The organism is Kitasatospora sp. NPDC059577 (genome assembly GCF_042735475.1).
GTDB lineage: Bacteria > Actinomycetota > Actinomycetes > Streptomycetales > Streptomycetaceae > Kitasatospora.
Genome location: NZ_JBHWBZ010000001.1, coordinates 585,995 through 601,161 on the forward strand (window position 1 = coordinate 585,995; position 15,167 = coordinate 601,161).

The 15,167-nt window shown below is 74.8% G+C and carries 13 protein-coding genes and 2 pseudogenes; 7 read left to right on the forward strand and 8 right to left on the reverse strand.

Translation table 11 applies throughout. The features are described 5' to 3' along the window. Positions 1–139 precede the first annotated feature (139 nt). From ACFV0O_RS02645 to ACFV0O_RS02660, 4 genes are all read right to left on the reverse strand, one after another. Positions 140–697, reverse strand: coding sequence for a YceI family protein (locus ACFV0O_RS02645; RefSeq protein ID WP_380335305.1), 558 nt, complete (start codon positions 695–697; stop codon positions 140–142). Between the two features lie 203 nt (positions 698–900). After that, positions 901–1,833: a helix-turn-helix transcriptional regulator gene (locus tag ACFV0O_RS02650; RefSeq protein ID WP_380335308.1), complete on the reverse strand. Its 933-nt coding sequence runs from the start codon at positions 1,831–1,833 to the stop codon at positions 901–903. A gap of 70 nt (positions 1,834–1,903) precedes the next feature. After that, the gene (locus tag ACFV0O_RS02655; RefSeq protein WP_380335311.1) at positions 1,904–2,665 is read right to left on the reverse strand and encodes an SDR family oxidoreductase; all 762 of its coding nucleotides are present in this window, start codon (positions 2,663–2,665) and stop codon (positions 1,904–1,906) included. A 287-nt stretch (positions 2,666–2,952) separates the two neighbouring features. Further along, complete coding sequence (locus tag ACFV0O_RS02660; protein WP_380335314.1) at positions 2,953–3,669, reverse strand: hypothetical protein; 717 nt, start codon at positions 3,667–3,669, stop codon at positions 2,953–2,955. A gap of 283 nt (positions 3,670–3,952) precedes the next feature. Here ACFV0O_RS02660 and ACFV0O_RS02665 point away from each other — a divergent pair, with 283 nt between their 5' ends. Then, positions 3,953–5,248, forward strand: a complete 1,296-nt coding sequence (locus tag ACFV0O_RS02665; protein ID WP_380335317.1) for an alpha/beta hydrolase family protein — start codon at positions 3,953–3,955, stop codon at positions 5,246–5,248. Between the two features lie 193 nt (positions 5,249–5,441). Here the strand turns inward: ACFV0O_RS02665 and ACFV0O_RS02670 are convergent, their stop codons facing one another. After that, positions 5,442–6,245, reverse strand: a complete 804-nt coding sequence (locus ACFV0O_RS02670) for a helix-turn-helix domain-containing protein (RefSeq protein WP_380335319.1) — start codon at positions 6,243–6,245, stop codon at positions 5,442–5,444. A gap of 187 nt (positions 6,246–6,432) precedes the next feature. On the opposite strand from ACFV0O_RS02670, the gene ACFV0O_RS02675 reads away from it, so the two are divergent. The 3 genes from ACFV0O_RS02675 (at position 6,433) to ACFV0O_RS02685 (ending at position 10,041) form a co-directional block, all read left to right on the forward strand. Beyond that, the gene (locus ACFV0O_RS02675) at positions 6,433–7,101 is read left to right on the forward strand and encodes an alpha/beta fold hydrolase (protein WP_380335322.1); all 669 of its coding nucleotides are present in this window, start codon (positions 6,433–6,435) and stop codon (positions 7,099–7,101) included. A gap of 99 nt (positions 7,102–7,200) precedes the next feature. Continuing rightward, positions 7,201–9,318 (forward strand): WD40 repeat domain-containing protein, encoded by a 2,118-nt coding sequence (locus ACFV0O_RS02680; RefSeq protein WP_380335325.1) that lies wholly within the window; start codon positions 7,201–7,203, stop codon positions 9,316–9,318. A gap of 165 nt (positions 9,319–9,483) precedes the next feature. After that, complete coding sequence (locus ACFV0O_RS02685) at positions 9,484–10,041, forward strand: hypothetical protein (protein WP_380335328.1); 558 nt, start codon at positions 9,484–9,486, stop codon at positions 10,039–10,041. A gap of 60 nt (positions 10,042–10,101) precedes the next feature. Here the strand turns inward: ACFV0O_RS02685 and ACFV0O_RS02690 are convergent. Then, positions 10,102–10,969 (reverse strand): annotated as a pseudogene (locus ACFV0O_RS02690) (amidohydrolase family protein). 86 nt (positions 10,970–11,055) lie between these two features. Here ACFV0O_RS02690 and ACFV0O_RS02695 point away from each other — a divergent pair. Further along, positions 11,056–11,292: pseudogene (locus tag ACFV0O_RS02695) on the forward strand (TetR family transcriptional regulator); the annotation flags it as partial. A 452-nt stretch (positions 11,293–11,744) separates the two neighbouring features. Then, a complete protein-coding gene (locus ACFV0O_RS02700) occupies positions 11,745–12,563 on the forward strand; it encodes a DUF4328 domain-containing protein (protein WP_380335331.1) in 819 nt (272 codons plus the stop codon). 320 nt (positions 12,564–12,883) lie between these two features. Here ACFV0O_RS02700 and ACFV0O_RS02705 read toward each other — a convergent pair whose 3' ends face one another. Further along, positions 12,884–13,753, reverse strand: coding sequence for an NAD(P)H-binding protein (locus ACFV0O_RS02705; protein ID WP_380335334.1), 870 nt, complete (start codon positions 13,751–13,753; stop codon positions 12,884–12,886). Then, the gene (locus ACFV0O_RS02710; protein ID WP_380335337.1) at positions 13,750–14,175 is read right to left on the reverse strand and encodes a nuclear transport factor 2 family protein; all 426 of its coding nucleotides are present in this window, start codon (positions 14,173–14,175) and stop codon (positions 13,750–13,752) included. The genes ACFV0O_RS02705 and ACFV0O_RS02710 overlap by 4 nt, the downstream gene beginning before the upstream one ends. Before the next feature lie 86 nt (positions 14,176–14,261). On the opposite strand from ACFV0O_RS02710, the gene ACFV0O_RS02715 reads away from it, so the two are divergent. Next, positions 14,262–14,873 carry a TetR family transcriptional regulator gene (locus ACFV0O_RS02715; protein WP_380335340.1) on the forward strand — a complete coding sequence of 204 codons (612 nt, stop codon included), beginning with the start codon at positions 14,262–14,264 and terminating at the stop codon, positions 14,871–14,873. Positions 14,874–15,167: the final 294 nt, after the last annotated feature.

The window sequence follows — 15,167 nt, forward strand, 5'->3', positions numbered from 1 at the left end:
TTTTTTTAACCCCCCCCGGGGGGGGGGGCCGGCCCCCGGCCGCCCCCCCGGGGCCGGGGGGGGGGGCGCCCCGCACGGGGGGCCCCGCCCCCCAGGACCGTCTCCCGTACGGTGGCGCCGCCGGCCGGGGCCGCCGCCGCTACTTCTGCTTGATCGCGGAGATGTCGAACTCCAGGACGACCTTGTCGCCGACCAGGACGCCGCCGCCCTCCAGGGCCGCGTTCCAGGTCACGCCGTAGTCCTTGCGGGAGATGGTGACCGAGCCCTCCAGACCGACCCGGAGGTTGCCGTACGGGTCGACGGCGTTGCCGGTGTACTCGAAGTCGATGGTGACGGAGCGGGTGGTGTCCTTGACGGTGAGGTCGCCGGTGACCCGGTACTCGGAGTCGGAGCGGGCCTCGACCGCGGTGCTGCGGAAGGTGATCTCGGGGAAGGCCGGCGCGTCCAGGAAGTCGTTGGCGCGCAGGTGCTGGTCACGCTGTTCGACGCCGGTGTCGATGCTCTCGGTCTTGATCACCACCTGGCCGGACGAGCGGGACGGGTCCGTGCCGTCGAGGTGGGCGGAGCCTTCGAAGGCGTGGAACGCGCCGCGGACCTTGGTCACCATGGCGTGGCGGGCGACGAAGCCGATCCGGGTGTGGGCGGGGTCGAGGACGTAGTCCCCGGTGAGGTCGGCGAGGCCGCTGGTCGTGGTCAAGGTTCCTCCGTGGGGCCTGGACCCGGGCGGCGGTCCGCCCGGGTCGTTCCCGAGGCACGGTAGGGCGTGCCGGGCGCCCGGCTCGGCCGAACGCGCGGGGCCGCGGAAGAGTGCACTCCGACCGGTGACCCGGCACCGCCACCTCGCCGCCGCCGGCCGCCGCGCCGGGCGTGGCGCGCCCCGGGCCCGGGGCGCCGGTCGGGCTACCGACCGTCCGGTGCCGACGCCGGCCCGGAGTCGTTCCGGACCGCCCGGTGCCGGCCGTCGGCGCCGGGCGGGGCGGTGGCGGCGGGCGGAGCGGCCCACGCCAGCAGCATGTGCAGGGCGTCGTGCGAGGGGGTGCCCGGGGTGGCGGCGTAGGTGATCAGGGCCTGGCCGGGATCGTCCGCGGCTCGCAGCGTCTCGTACGTCAACTCCAGCTCCCCGACGACGGGGTGGCGGAACCGTTTGGTCCCGGAGGTCTTGTCCTGTACCGGATGCTCGGCCCACCAGTGGCAGAACTCCTCGCTCTTCAGGGACAGTTCGCCGACGAGGGCGGCCAGCTGCAGGTCGTCCGGGTGGCGGCCCGCCTCCAGGCGCAGGTAGGCCACGTTCTCGCGGGCGCAGGCACTCCAGTCCGCGAAGAGCTCCCGGGAGGCGGGGTCGAGGAAGGTGATCCGGGCGATGTTGCGCTCGGCGGGCTCCAGCGCCGCGTAGTCGCCCAGGAGGGCGCAGGCGGCCGCGTTCCAGGCGAGGACGTCCATGCGCCGGCCCATCACCACGGCCGGGATGTCCCGCAGCTCCTCCAGCAGCCGCCGCAACATGGGGCGTACCTGCCGGCGGTCGGACGGGGGAGGGGGAGTGCGCCGTGCCGGGGGGCCTGGCTGGGCGAGGCGGTGGAGGTGCCGGGTCTCGTCCTCGTCCAGGCGCAGGGCGCGGGCGAGCGCGTCCAGGACGGCCGTGGAGGGGTTGGGCACGCGGCCCTGTTCCATCCGGGTGTAGTAGTCGACGCTGACGCCGGCGAGCTGGGCCGTCTCCTCGCGGCGCAGACCCCGGACCCGGCGCCGGCCGCCGTAGTCCGGCAGGGCGACGTCCTCGGGGCGCAGGCGGGAGCGGCGGGTCCGGAGGAACGCGCCCAGGCCGGTCGTTGAACTCATACGGCTGATTGTGCCCGTACGCGCCGGTGCGGAGCCTGGCCCTGCCAGGACCAGGCTCCTGGCCCCGCGGTCAGGCCTGACGGGTCGGCAGCACGATCGACTGGCGGAGGTTGACGCGCCGGGGGCGGCTGACGGTGTAGGCGACGAGGTCGGCGATGTCCTCGGCGGTGAGGGCGGGGATCGCGGTGAACATCCCGCCGAGCTGCTCGCGCAGCGCCGGGTTGTCGATGTGCTCGGCGAGCTCGGTGTCGGTCAGGCCCGGCTCGACGGTGCTGACCCGGACGTCACGTGGGCCCAGCTCGGTGCGCAGCGCGGCGGACAGCTGGGTGAGGGCGGCCTTGGTGGCGCCGTACACGGCGTAGTCCGGGAAGAGGACGTGGGAGGCGATGGAGGAGACGTTGACCAGGTCGGCGGTGCGGCCGTCGGCGGCGGCCGCGGTGAGGTCCGGAGCGAAGGCCCGGATCACGCGCAGGGCTCCGGTGAGATTGGTGTCGATCATGCGGGTCCACTCGTCGAGCCGGCCGTCCGCGAGGGGGTTGGGCAGCATCACACCGGCGTTGTTCACCACCAGGTCGACCCGGCCGTACGCGTCGTGGACGGCCTCGGCGGCGGCGTCGACGGAGCCCTGGTCGGTGATGTCGGCGGGGACCGCGAGGGCCCGGCCCCCGGCGGCGGCGAGTTCCGCGACCAGCACCTCCAGCCGGTCGGTGCGCCGCGAGAGCAGCACGACGCGGGCACCACTTGCGGCGAACAGCCGAGCGGTGGCCGCGCCCATGCCGCTGGCGGCTCCGGTGACGACGGCGGTGCGGTCGGCGAGGGCGGGGTAGCTCACGGGTGCTCCTGGGTCTGCTGTGCGGACCGGTCCCGGTGGACCGGCTGATCCCCCGGCGGGGCCGCTGCGCACCACTCTCCGTCCGGCCGCGACGGCGAACCAGGGCCCTGCCGTTCCTGGGTCTGCCAGGGCCGGTTCGGGCCGACGTCGCAGGTCGGCACGGTTCTGCCGGGAGCCGGGAGCCGGGAGCCGGGAGCCGGGACGAGGAGCGGGACGCGCGCGGCCGGGGATCCGCCACCGGTTCGGGACGGGTTCACCCGGTCGCGTGTTCCCGTCCTGCGCCGACGTCAGCCGGTCAGCTGATGCACCCGGATCCAGAGCACGTCGAGCAGCAGCAGGAGGACGATCACGGTGCCGACGATCAGCATGGGGCTGCTCGACCGGAGCAGCGCCGTGACGCCGAGGACGGTGCCGGCGGCGAGGAGTCCCAGGGAGGCGAGGACGATCAGGACCGAGACGGCGGCCGGGAGTCCTGAGGGGAGGAGGCTCTCGCCGAGGGAGGCGGCGACGTAGAGCAGGAGGTACTGCGGCAGGCCGAGCAGCCAGACGGCGAGGGTCCTGGCCCTGGTCGGGCGCGGGCGGGACTGCGGTGGCCCGGCGGGTGCGGCCGGCCCGGCGGGCGTCGGGTACGGCGCTGCGGGCGGGTACGGCGCCGCGTGCGTGGGCGCGTACGACGGGGGTGGGGGCGTGAGTTGGGGCGGTGGGCCCGTGGGCACGGCCGGTGGCACGGGTCCGCGGGCGCCCAGCGCGGTGTGCACCTGGTGCCCGAACGCGGGGTCGCGGGCGATCTCGTCGGCCAGGACGCTGCGGGCGATGTCCGCCGCGCCACCGCCCCCGCCCTCGGTGTCGAGCCGGTGGAGCACGGCGGTGCCGATCGTGGTCCGGCCGAGCCGTTCGCGCAGGAGCCGGATCAGGCCGTCTCCCGGCGCTCCGGGCGGTCCCGCGTGGGCGGAGGATCCGATCAGCACTTCGACCGCTGCTGCGGCCAACTCCTGTCCGTCCACGGTGTTTTCCCCCTCGTAGGTGTCCGCCGCGATCGTACGGAGCAGGACCGGCGTGCACCAGGGCCCCGCGTGGCGACGTCCGCACACCCGGGGCGCCGGCGCCGAGTGCGGGACCGGGCCGGGGCGGCGTACCGCCGGCGGTCGGCCGGGGGGCGCGGTGGACCCCGTCCGCGGCCGTTCCGCATCAGCCCGGGGATGTAAACCCGTGGGCCAATGGCAACTGACGGAGGATCAATCGGTGGACTGATGCTGCCCGCCCGCCCCGCGTGACAGCGTTTTGCGCATGGACACCACGCCGATGGACACCAGGTCGACGGACAACACACCGATGGACACCGCGCCGGGCGCACGCCGTACCGGAACGAGCCGCCGCCGCATGCTGGGCGCCGCCCTCGCCCTGGGCGCCGCCGCGCCGCTGGGCCTTGCCCGCACCGCCTCGGCCGCTCCCGCCTCTCCGGCCCCCGCCGGCCCTGCCTCCGGCGGTACCGGCTCCCCCGCGCGGCTCACCCTGACGGCGCCCACCGGCCCGTTCCCGGTGGGCATGGTGCCGCTGCACCTGCGCGACGAGTCCCGGCTCGACCCGAACGCCAGGCCCGGGAAGTTCCGCGAGCTGATGGCCAGCGTCTGGTACCCGGCCCGGGCCGCGAACGCCGACGCGTACCCGCTCGCCCCCTGGATGACCCCGGGCGCGCTGCGCGCCTTCCTCGACGACACCGGATTCCCGCTCGACCCCTCCCTCGTCCCGCTGACCGCCGGCCACCAGGGCGCGCCCGTGCACCGGACCGGCCGGCCACTGCCCGTCGTCCTCTACTCGCACGGCGCGGGCGGCCACCGCGGTGACCACACCATCGTGGTGCAGGAGTTGGCCAGCCACGGCTTCGCCGTCGTCACCGTCGACCACACCCACGACGGCATCACCGAGTTCCCGGACGGGACGGTGGTCACCCGGGACGGCGTCGCCCCGGGGCTGGCTCCGAAGGACTACGCCGCCGACCTGCTGTTCCTGCTCGAACGCGCCATCGACCTCGCCAACGGGCGCAACCCCGACGTCGACGGCCGCGCCCTGCCGGCCGGCCTGCTCGGCGCCCTGGACGCGCGGAACATCGGCGTCTCCGGCTGGTCCAAGGGCGGCACCGCCGCCGCCCTCGCCATGGTCGCCGACCCGCGCATCCGCGCCGGCCTCACCTTCGACGGCCGGATGGAGTCGAACCCCGCCATCACCACCGACATCGACCGGCCGTTCATGCTGATGACCGCCGCCTACACCCGGGCCGCCAGCCCGTACGTCGAGACCTTCTGGGGCCACCTGCGCGGCTGGCGCCTCGACGTCCAGGCCACGGGCGCCATGCACACCTCGTACGGCGACAACATGACGCTGATCCCGCAGGCGGGCCGGCTGATCGGGATGACCGAGGAGCAGATCCAGGCGCAGGTCGGCACCCTCGACCCCGACCGCGGCACCCGCATCCAACAGGCCTACCCGCGCGCCTTCTTCGACCTCCACCTGCGCAACCGGCACTGCGGCGACCTGCTCGACGGACCGTCGAAGGCCTTCCCGGAGGTCGTCTACCACCCGTAGGCCCGGTGCGGCGGCGGGCGGCCGTCACGGGGGTACGGCCGCCCGCCTGCGCCCGGCCCGGTCCGGGCGCCGGCCCGCTTCCGGCCTGGACCAACGGCCCGTGCCGGCGCGACGGGTGACGGCGGTGGTGAACAAGTCGGCCGCAGGGAAACACAGTTCGCCGATCTCGGGCACGGTCGGCGACCGGTCGATCTCAGGACTCGACCGCCGCCGGGCGGCCGGGGGCGCCGGCGGCGGTCCGGTGACCGGACCGGTAGCGGCCCGGGGTCGTGCCCATGACGTCGGTGAACGCCGCGATGAAACTGCTGGGGCTGGCCCACCCGCAGGCGTAGGCGGTGCGGACGGTGTCGTGGCCGTCGGAGAGCAGCACGAGCGCGTGGTGGACGCGCAGTTGGGTGCGCCACTCGTAGAACGTCATGCCGAGCTCGGTGCGGAACAGCCGGCTGAGGGTGCGGGTGCTCGCCCCGATCCTCGTGCCGAGTTCGGCCAGCGTGGAGTTCTCCGCCGGGTCCTCGTAGAGCAACCGGGAGACGGCCCGCAGCCGGTCGTCCCGGGGCTCCGGCAGGTGCAGTGCCTGCTCGTCCGCCTCGTGGAGTTCGTCGACGAGGACGCGCAGCAGGCGGGAGCGCGCGGAGCGGGTGCGATCGGGCGCGGCGTCTGCGTTGCCGGGGGGCCGGGTGAGGACGAGCAGGACCTCGCGGGCGAGGGCGGACGCCAGGAACACGGCGGGACGGTCCGGTACCAGCCGGGCCAGGGACGGCGGGAGGAAGACGATCCGCATGTCGGTGTCGCCGTGGGCGCGGTGGTGGTGCGTGAACCCGGCCGGGGTCCAGGCGACCCGGTTGGCGGGGACGACGGACGTGCCGCGCTCGGTGTGCACCGTCAGGACGCCGTCGGCCGCGTACACCAGGTGCCCCCGGTCGTGCGACTGCGCTGCGCTCGCGGCACCGGACGGCCAGAGGTGACGCCCGGCGGAGGGCCACACCTGTGACGTCACGGCGGCGGTCCGGGAAGGTTGGCGGCGAACAGGCATCGGTTGGCATCGTACCGGTCGCACGCCACCCCCGGGCCCGGTGAGACTTCCTTCAGGCCGCGTGGCCGTCGGTCGCCGGAGCGCCCGACGCGCCACACGGCGTCGGGGCGGTGTGCCTCGATGCCGCGGTCCGAGCGAGAAGGAGACCCGCATGACGACGTTCGTCCTCGTTCCCGGCGCCTGGAAGGGCGCCTGGGCGTACGAGGCGGTGGTCCCGCTGCTGGAGCGCGCCGGGCACACCGTTCACGCCCTGACCCTGACGGGTCTTCGGCCGGACGACGACCCCGCGACGGTCGCGACCGCCAACCTCGACACGCACGCCGACGACGTGCTGCGGCACCTCGACCGCCATCACGTCACCGGCGCGACGCTGGTCGGCCACAGCTACGCCGGGATGGTGGTCGCGGCCGCCGCCGACCGTGCCGACGGCCGGATCTCACGGCTGGTGCACCTGGACGCCTACGTGCCGCACGACGGCGATTCGTGCTGGTCGGCGACGAACGACCACTTCCGGGACGTGTTCGCCGTCGGCGCCGCGGCCACCGGCCACGCCGTCGGGCCGCCGGCCGGCGGAGATCCCCGCCGCCGGCCCCACCCGCTCGCCTCGTTCCTGCAGAGCATCCGGCTCACGGGCGCGCACGACCGGATCCCCCGGCGGGAGTTCGTCTACTGCTCGGGGTGGGAGGACCGGACGCCGTTCGCCGACCTCCGCACCCGCCTGCGGGCCGATCCCGGGTGGCGGGTCCACGACCTCCCGACCGGCCACGACGCGATGCACGAGGACCCGGAGGCGGTCGCCGCGATCCTGCTCGACGAGTGAGGCACGGACGCGGCGAGGCACGGACGCGGCGAGGCACGGCCGCGGTGAGGCACGGCCGCGGTGAGGCACGGCCGTGCGGGTGTGGTTATCGTGCCGGTCATGACTGCTGATGTCCCGAGTGATGGTCCGCGCCGCGAAGTCGCCCCGACGGGTGCGCGGTTGACCGATCCGGCGTGGCTGGTGAACGCCGACCCCGAGCAGGTCGTCGCGGCGCTGGACGGCGCCGTCGGACCGGAGGAGACGGCGGCCGCCGCCGTGTACCGGACGTCGGGGCACCTGCACCGCGAGTCCGGCGCGCCGGTGCGACGGCAGCTGCTGGCGCTGGACGCCGCCCGGCACGGCGACCGCGAACTGGCCCGCAGCCTCGCCGCGGTGGCGGTCGGTCACCAGGACGCCGACGACCCCTGGGCCGTGCAGTGGGCGACCGGGACCGACGTGGACTCCCGGCTGCGCCACGCCCTGCCCGCACCGGCCGAGGTGGGCGTGGTGGCGACCGTCGTCGTGGCGGACCGCGGGCTCGCGGTCGCCGGCTGCAAGGACGGCTCGCTGCACTGGTGGGACCCGGCCACCGGCCGGAAGCTCGGCACCGTCGCGACCGGTGACACCGACGCGGTGCGAGCCCTGGCGACGGCGGTGCTGGGCGGCCGTCCCGTCGCCGTCACCGGCCACGCCGCAGGGGCGGTCCGGGTGTGGGACCTCGCCGAGGGGGAACCGCTCGCCACGCACCGGGGCGCCGAAGACTCCTGGGTCAACGAGCTCGCCACCGTACCGGTCGAGGGCCGTCCGGTCGTCGTCAGCGCCGGGACCGACGGCGTCCTGCGGGTGTGGGACCTGGCCGCCCCCACCGGCAGCGACGAGCTCCTGACCATACGCACCGGCTTCGCGGGCGCGCTGGCGACGGCCGTGGCGGACGGCCGGCCCGTCGCCGTCACCGGCCACAACGACGGAGTCGTCCGGCGGTGGGACCTGACCACCGGGCGTGAGCTGGGCGTCGGCAGCGACGCCGACGCCGCCGACGCCGCCGACGCCGGTGTCACCTCCACGGACGATGACGACGACCACGGGGGACGCGGCTGCGTGACCCTGGAACTCAACGCCCGGACGCACGTCCTGGCGACGGACCCGGCGTTCGAGTCCCCGCTGGCCGTCAGCGCCAACGCGTACGACTCCTGGGTCTGGGACCTCGCCACGGGCGAACAGGTCGGTGGACCGGGCCCGGGATTCGTGGAGGCGGCGGCCGTGCGGGTACTCCGGGGCCGCCCCACCGCCCTGGTCGCCGGCGGTGGCGGGCCGGTCCAGGTGTGGGACCTGTCCACCCGCACGCACCTGCGGCTGCCGCTGATCGGCCATGCGGGGACGGTCCGGGCAGTGGCGACCGCGGTGGTGAAGGGGCGTCACCTCGCCGTCACCGGGGGCGACGACCGCTCGGTGCGCGTCTGGGACCTCGACGGCGAGCGGGCGGGGGCCGGTCGGCCGGCCGGTCACGCGGGGCCCGTGCACCGGGTCACCACGGCCGTCGCGGACGGCCGTCCCGTCATCGTCACCGGCGGGGCGGACCGGCTGGTGCGGATCTGGGACCTCGACGGCAGACAGCTCGGGGAGCCCCTGGCCGGCCACACCGGGGCCGTGCACCTGGTGACGGCGGGAACGGTCGACGGGCGCCCCGCCCTCCTCACGCGTGCCTCCTCGGAGGCGGTGCGGATCTGGGATCTCGCGAGCCGGGAACCGCTGCACGGCCGGACGACCAGCGCTTACACCAGCTCGTCCATCGACTTCTTCGCGACCGTCGAAGGCCGCTTCGTCGCCGTGACCTGGGAAGGCCGGGTGTGGGACCTGACGGCGGGCGCCTGGATCGGCGTGCAGCCCCGGAAGCGTGGCGCCATGGCCCTGGAGGAACTCGACGGCCGCCCCGTCGTGCTGACCGGGCGTGGGACGGACACGGCCCACCTGTGGGACCTGGCCACCGGCGAGCCGCTGGGACCGCCCCTGACGGGACACACCGGCCGGGTGCAGGCCGGGGCGGTCGGGACGCGGGACGGCCGTCCCGTCGTCGCGGCCGGTGGGGACGACGGAACGGTACGGGTGTGGGAGGCCACCACGGGGGAGCAGACCGGCGGGTACACGTTCCCCGCCGGCATCCGCGGCCTCGCGGTCACCCCGGACAGCCGGCTGGTGGTCGCCTTCGGCGCCGACCTCGCGGTCCTCGCCCACCGCTGACCGCCCGCGGGCCACCCGGCTCCGCCCGGCCTTCCATCCGGAGCCGGAGCCGGAGCCGGAGCCGGGGCCCCGGAGCCAGGGCCCCGCCCGTACGGGCCGTCAAACCCCGTGCTGTACTGCGTACTCTTCCGAATCCACCCCGCAGCACTCCGGAGCCGTGTCCCGATGAGCGTCAGCTGTCCCACGTGCGCCGCGACCGACGGAACCGTCGCCGTTCGCAAAGCCCTGCTGGACGCCGACCGCCCGCTCGACCCGCAGACGCGGGAACTGCTGTCGATGCGACCCGAGCCCGGGAAATCGACCGGGGCCGCGATCACCCTGTTCGTCCTGGCCGGTCTCGCAGGCCTGGTGGGACTGCGCACGCTGCTCTCCGGCGATGACGGCGGCAGCTCCGACACCGCCTACCGGGTCGGCTACCACTACGGCGGGTTCCTCGTCGCCGCGATCCTGCTGGGCATCGGACTCGCCGTCCACGCCGACCACCGGAGCCGGCGGAGCGACACGGCGGACCGGTGGCCGGGGACCTATGAGCAGTGGCAGCAGCTCCAACAGGTCTGGCGGGAGACCTGGTTGTGCCGACGGTGCCGTGTGGTGTTCCTCCCCGCCGGGTCGTTGCGCCCCGGCTTCCCCGCCTCGCCCGCGATACCCGTGACGCGGTTCCCCGAGTGGACGGAGAGCGTCGCGCGACAGGACGACCACTCCGGCGCCGCCACCTCGGACTGACCGCCGCCCGCGGGCCACGCGGCGGAGACCGCTGACGGGACGGTCCCGGGTGGGCGTGCCCTACCCGGCGGGGCGTTCGGCGCGGGCGGTGAGGCGTTCCCAGTTGCGGTGGCCGATGTCGGCCTTCCGGTCCTCGGTGAAGGGCGCGTTCTCCAGGAAGGAGCGGGCCGCGCCGTTGCTGGTGTCGACGTAGGGGAAGCCGCCGGGGCGGAAGCCGTAGGTGAAGGGGTAGTCGGTGGAGTACAGCATCCGGTCGGTCCCCATGACCTCCGCGGTCCAACGCAGGTACCGGGGGCTGTTGGTGCCGCTGCCCGCGACCCAGAAGTTCTTCCTCCAGTAGTCGGCGAGGGGCTGCCTCAGGCCGCCCGCCTCGGCGAAGAACCCGACGTGGTCGAGGTGGAACATGACGATCTCGCCCCAGTGTCCGGCGATGACCTGCAGGCCGGGGAAGCGGTCGAAGACGCCGGAGAAGATCATGCGCAGGTACTGGAGGCCGAGGTCGTAGTACCAGCCGATGCCGGGCCCGGCCAGGATCGGGCCCATGGCGCCGAGGTCGGAGTAGTAGGCGTCGAGGACGGGCTGGACCGGTGTCTGCGGGTGGAAGTGCAGTGGCACGCCGAGGCGTTCGGCGGTGGCGTACAGCTCGTCGTTGTCGGGGTGGTCGGTCGGCTTGTCGCCGGTGCGGCCGTAGCATGGCGCCGGGGAAGCCGAGTTCGACGACCGCGCGCTCCAGTTCGGCCGCCGCGGCGGCGGGTGACCGGGTGGGGATCGCGGCGAACGCCTGGTACCGGTCGGGGCGGGAGGCGACGATCGCGGCGAGTTCGTCGTTGGCGTCGCGGGCCACGGGGACCGCGTCCGCCTCGGGCAGGTCCTGCACGCCGGGTGACGACAGGGAGAGCACGGCGACGTCGATGCCCTGGTCGTCCATGTGGGCCAGGCGCTGCTCGCCGACCTCGTGCAGGTTCTTCGCGACGGGGCTGTCGCCGAAGCCGCGGGCGGGGGTCCGCGGTGGTCATGTCCCTGGACCCCACCCCCGGACGGCCTGCTGCCGAGAGCGGCCTCCCCGCGCGCGAACGGACCCGCCGCAGGATCATCGAAGCGGCGATCGACCTGTGGGAGCGCGGGGTCCGCGATGCGGTCACCGCGCGGGCCGTCGCTGACACCGCCGGACTTCAACCGCCCGCGCTGTACCGGCTCTTAGACGACAAGGAGGGTCTGCTCGACGCCGTGGCCGAACACGGCGTCGCGCAGCTCAGGCGACGGTACGAGTAGCCCGGTCGTGGTCGTGGTGGCGGTCGTGGTCATCCGGTGGTCGCGCGCGCTCGTTCCCCGCAGGTCCTTCACCAGCCTTCGCCGGGAGGGCCCGCCAGTCACACAAGAAGATCGGTCGGGCTGGCGCCGGAGGGGGATGCCGCACCCGATCCGGTTCCCGGGTCCGGAATGTCGCAGCGATCTGTCGGATATCTGGCGATACCGCCTCTGAGCTGCGAATTCGTGGTGGCAGCCGACGTCGTGGATCCCCTAGAGTCGGCGCGCCCGTCCCGGTCGGGGTGGTGGCGTACCGGCGTGCGCGGTCGAGCGCGCGAGGATTTCCAGGAGTTGACGATCTGATGGTGTGTCTGGCGTGCGGGGCGCGCCCTGCGGGGACCGACAGTGGCCGCTGCTTCGGCTGCGCGGAGGCGGTTCCGGGGTGGGCGGCGGCGATGCGACCGGCGAACGGCCTCGCCGTGGCGGTCTACGCCCTGCTGGCGCTGAACGCCGCGGTGTCGGCGGTCGCGGTCGCCGTCGACCTCTGGACCGACGTGCTCCTGGGCCGGGCGCTGGACGGGTCGGGCAATGTCAGCGCCGACGACTTCGACGTCACACACTCGCTGGCGCGCGTGCTGGACGGCGTGTTCCTCCCGTTGGTGCTGGCCACCGCGGTGGTGTTCGTCGTCTGGTTCTACCGCATCCGTCAGAACGCCGACCTGCTGCTGCCGAACGGGCACCGGCTCGGCCGCGGCTGGACCATCGGGTCCTGGATCACGCCGGTCGTCCTGCTCTGGTTCCCCTGGCAGCTGATGGTCGACTGCTGGCGGGCGAGCGCGCCGCTGGACGCGGAGGGACGGCGGCGCACGCCGTCGGAGGCCGTGGTCGCCCTCTGGTGGGCCACCTGGATCGGCGCGATCGTCGTCAACCGGATCGCGGGCTCCATGCTGCCTCACGTGGTCCCGTCGGACCGCGGCGATCTGGAGGACCTGCGCAACGCCATCCGGGTGGAGGCCGCCGGGGCGGTGCTGCGGCTGGTCGCGGCGGTCGCGGCGATCCTGGTGGTCAACCGGCTGACGGCGATGCAGCAGGCCCGTCGGGCCGGGGTCAACCCGATCGCGGTGATGGCCGCCCAGGAAGCCCGGACCCGGGCGGTGGTGTCGGCTGCTCCGACTCCTGCTCCGGCTGCTGCCGCAGCACCCGCCGCCGCGCCGGCCGCAGCACCCGCCGCCGCGCCGGCTGACGCCACGTCGACGGGGCAGCCGCCCGCCTGACGGTATACCGGGGCAGGCCCGGCCCCGCCCGACTGCGCCCGCCACCGGGAACGCGCACCGGCCACGGGCGGTGGCGGTGCGCGCTCCGGTCGGCGGACGGCGCCGACGGTCACGGCCGGAGGTCAGGCCGTGGGCGGGGTCCGGTCGGCGGACGGGCCGGACCGGGGGAGGATGCCGGAGCGGCTGTCCGCGTCCTGGTCGGCGGCGATCCGGCAGTGCTACGGGTCGAGGGCCGGGAGGGCGGCGGCGGGGACTGTCCGGTGCTGTCCGCGCGTGTCCACCGGCGATCGCCCCGAGCCCATCGACTGAAGAACCGTCAATTACCGTACGGACAACTCCCTTTCGACGAGGGCACGGAAGGTGCGCGGGGGCCGGCCGGTAAGGCGCTGAACGGTGTCGGTGACGCGGTCCTCCGCCCCGTCGGCGATGGCGCGGTCCATGTCGGCCAGCATCGCGGCGAACTCGGCGGGGATCTCGGCGCTGAGGCGGTCGCACAACTGCCGGTGGGACAGGTGCTGGTGGACCACGGGCCGGCCGGTGACCTCGGTGAGGACGGCGGCGATGTCGTCGTGGCTGAGCGCCTCGGGCCCGGTGAGGACGAGGTCGGTGTCGGGGGACTGCTCGTCGGTGAGGGCGTGGACGGCGACGGCCGCGATGTCCTCGGCGTCGACGAAGCCGACCCGGCCGTTCGCGGCGGCGGTCCGGATGACGCCCTCGTCGCGGATGCTGCGGGCGTGCGTGTGGGAGCCGGTGAAGTTCTGCATGAACCACGAAGGTCGCAGCACCGCCCACTGGTCGAACAGTCCGGGCAGGGCCCGGTGCACCGCTCCGACGGCCGGACCGCGTTCGGGGATGGCCGAGGAGCTCAGCAGCACCGCGCGGCGCACGCCGCCGTCGCGGGCCCGGCGGAGGAACGGCAGCATGGTCGTGGCGGGGTCGGGGGAGCCCACGGGCGGGATCAGGTAGACGCGGTCGACGCCGGTGAGGGCGGCGGCGTGGGTGGCGGGGTCGTACCAGTCGAAGGGGACCGGCTCGGTGCCCGGCACCGGGGTGGCCCGTCGGCTGGCGGCCCTGACCCGGTGGCCCGCCGCGGTCAGTCGGGCGACGGTGCGGCTGCCGGTGGTGCCGGTGGCGCCGATGACCAGCGTGGTGCCGGTGGTGCGGTTGTCCGACGCGGCGGTGGTGGTCATCGGGTGCTCCCGGTGAAGGCCGTGCCGGATTCCCGGACGGCGAGGGGGTTCCAGTAGTCGCGGTAGGAGGTGATGAGCCCGTCCCGGACGGTCACGACGGCGATGTAGGTCATGTCGAAGGGGGCGCCGCTCTCCACCAGGCGGCCGACTCCGCGCATCTCGACCACGATGGTCCGCGGGTCGGTGGTCTCGTGGATCCGCAGGTCGGGGAAGTCGTGCAGGTCGATGTGGTCGGGGTAGTGGCGCATGTAGGCGGCGACGGCCTCTTTGCCCTCCAGGCGTCGGGGCCATCCTTCGGGGGCGAAGGGGAACTCCATGAGGCCGTCGTCGGCCCACAGGGCGACCCACGCGGGAATGTTCTTGTCGAGCAGCAGTCGCAGGCCGCGGCGGTACAGATCCGCCGGGGAGGTCGGTGCGGACATGGGTATCCTCCAGCTCCTATAATCCGGACCCTGGGTCCGTTTTGAAGATACGGACCCCGGGTCCGCTTTGCAAGTGAAGGAGCAGCATGACGGAGCGCAAGTCCCGCAAGGACGCCGTCCGCAACCGCGAGGCCGTCCTCGCGGCCGCCGACGCCCTCTTCGCCCGCCGCGAGAGTCCCGAGGACGTCACCACGGCCGAGGTCGCGGCGGCGGCCGGCGTCGGCAAGGGCACGCTGTTCCGGGCCTTCGGTGACCGCGCAGGGCTGCTCCGCGCCCTGTACGAGGCGCGGCTCGAACCGATCAGGGCGGCCGTCGAGACCGGCCCGCCGCCACTGGGGCCCGCGACCCCGCCGCAGGACCGGGTGCCGGCCGTGCTCGACGCCCTCCTGTGCTTCAAGCTCGACAACCGTCGCCTCGCGCTGGCCCTGGAGGAGGGCGGGAGCAGCAGCAGCCCGTACCGGGCGGAGCACTACGAGCGGTGGCACGGGCTGCTCCGGGCTGTCCTGGAGCAGATCCCCGGCCTCACCGACGGCGCCTTCACCGCGCACGCCCTGCTCGCCGCCACCCGGGCCGACCTCGTCGAGCACCTGATGGGGGAGGAGGGCGTGTCGCGGGACGAACTGCGGGCCCGGCTGGCCGACTTCGTCGCCAGGGTGCTTGCCACCGGCCCGCGGCGGGGGCCGGCGGCCGAGGGGTGACCGAGGGGGCCGGCGGGCGGCCCTGACCGGCCCTGACCGGCCCTGACCGGCCCGGTTCGGTCGGGTCAGGCGGAGGAACGGGAGCGGTACTCGCCGACGGGCGGCGGACAGGGCGGCGGACAGGCCGGGCAACCGCCGACGGCAAGCCAGCTGGGCATCCGGTGCGGCAACGGCGCCCCGAGCCAGGTGCGGCACGTTCCCGCCTGGGCCTCGCCTACCCCCCCGCTGCGCACCCGCAGGCGCCACGAGGGCGTCATGACCACAGGGCCGGGCCGGCTCCGGGGGATCCCCCGG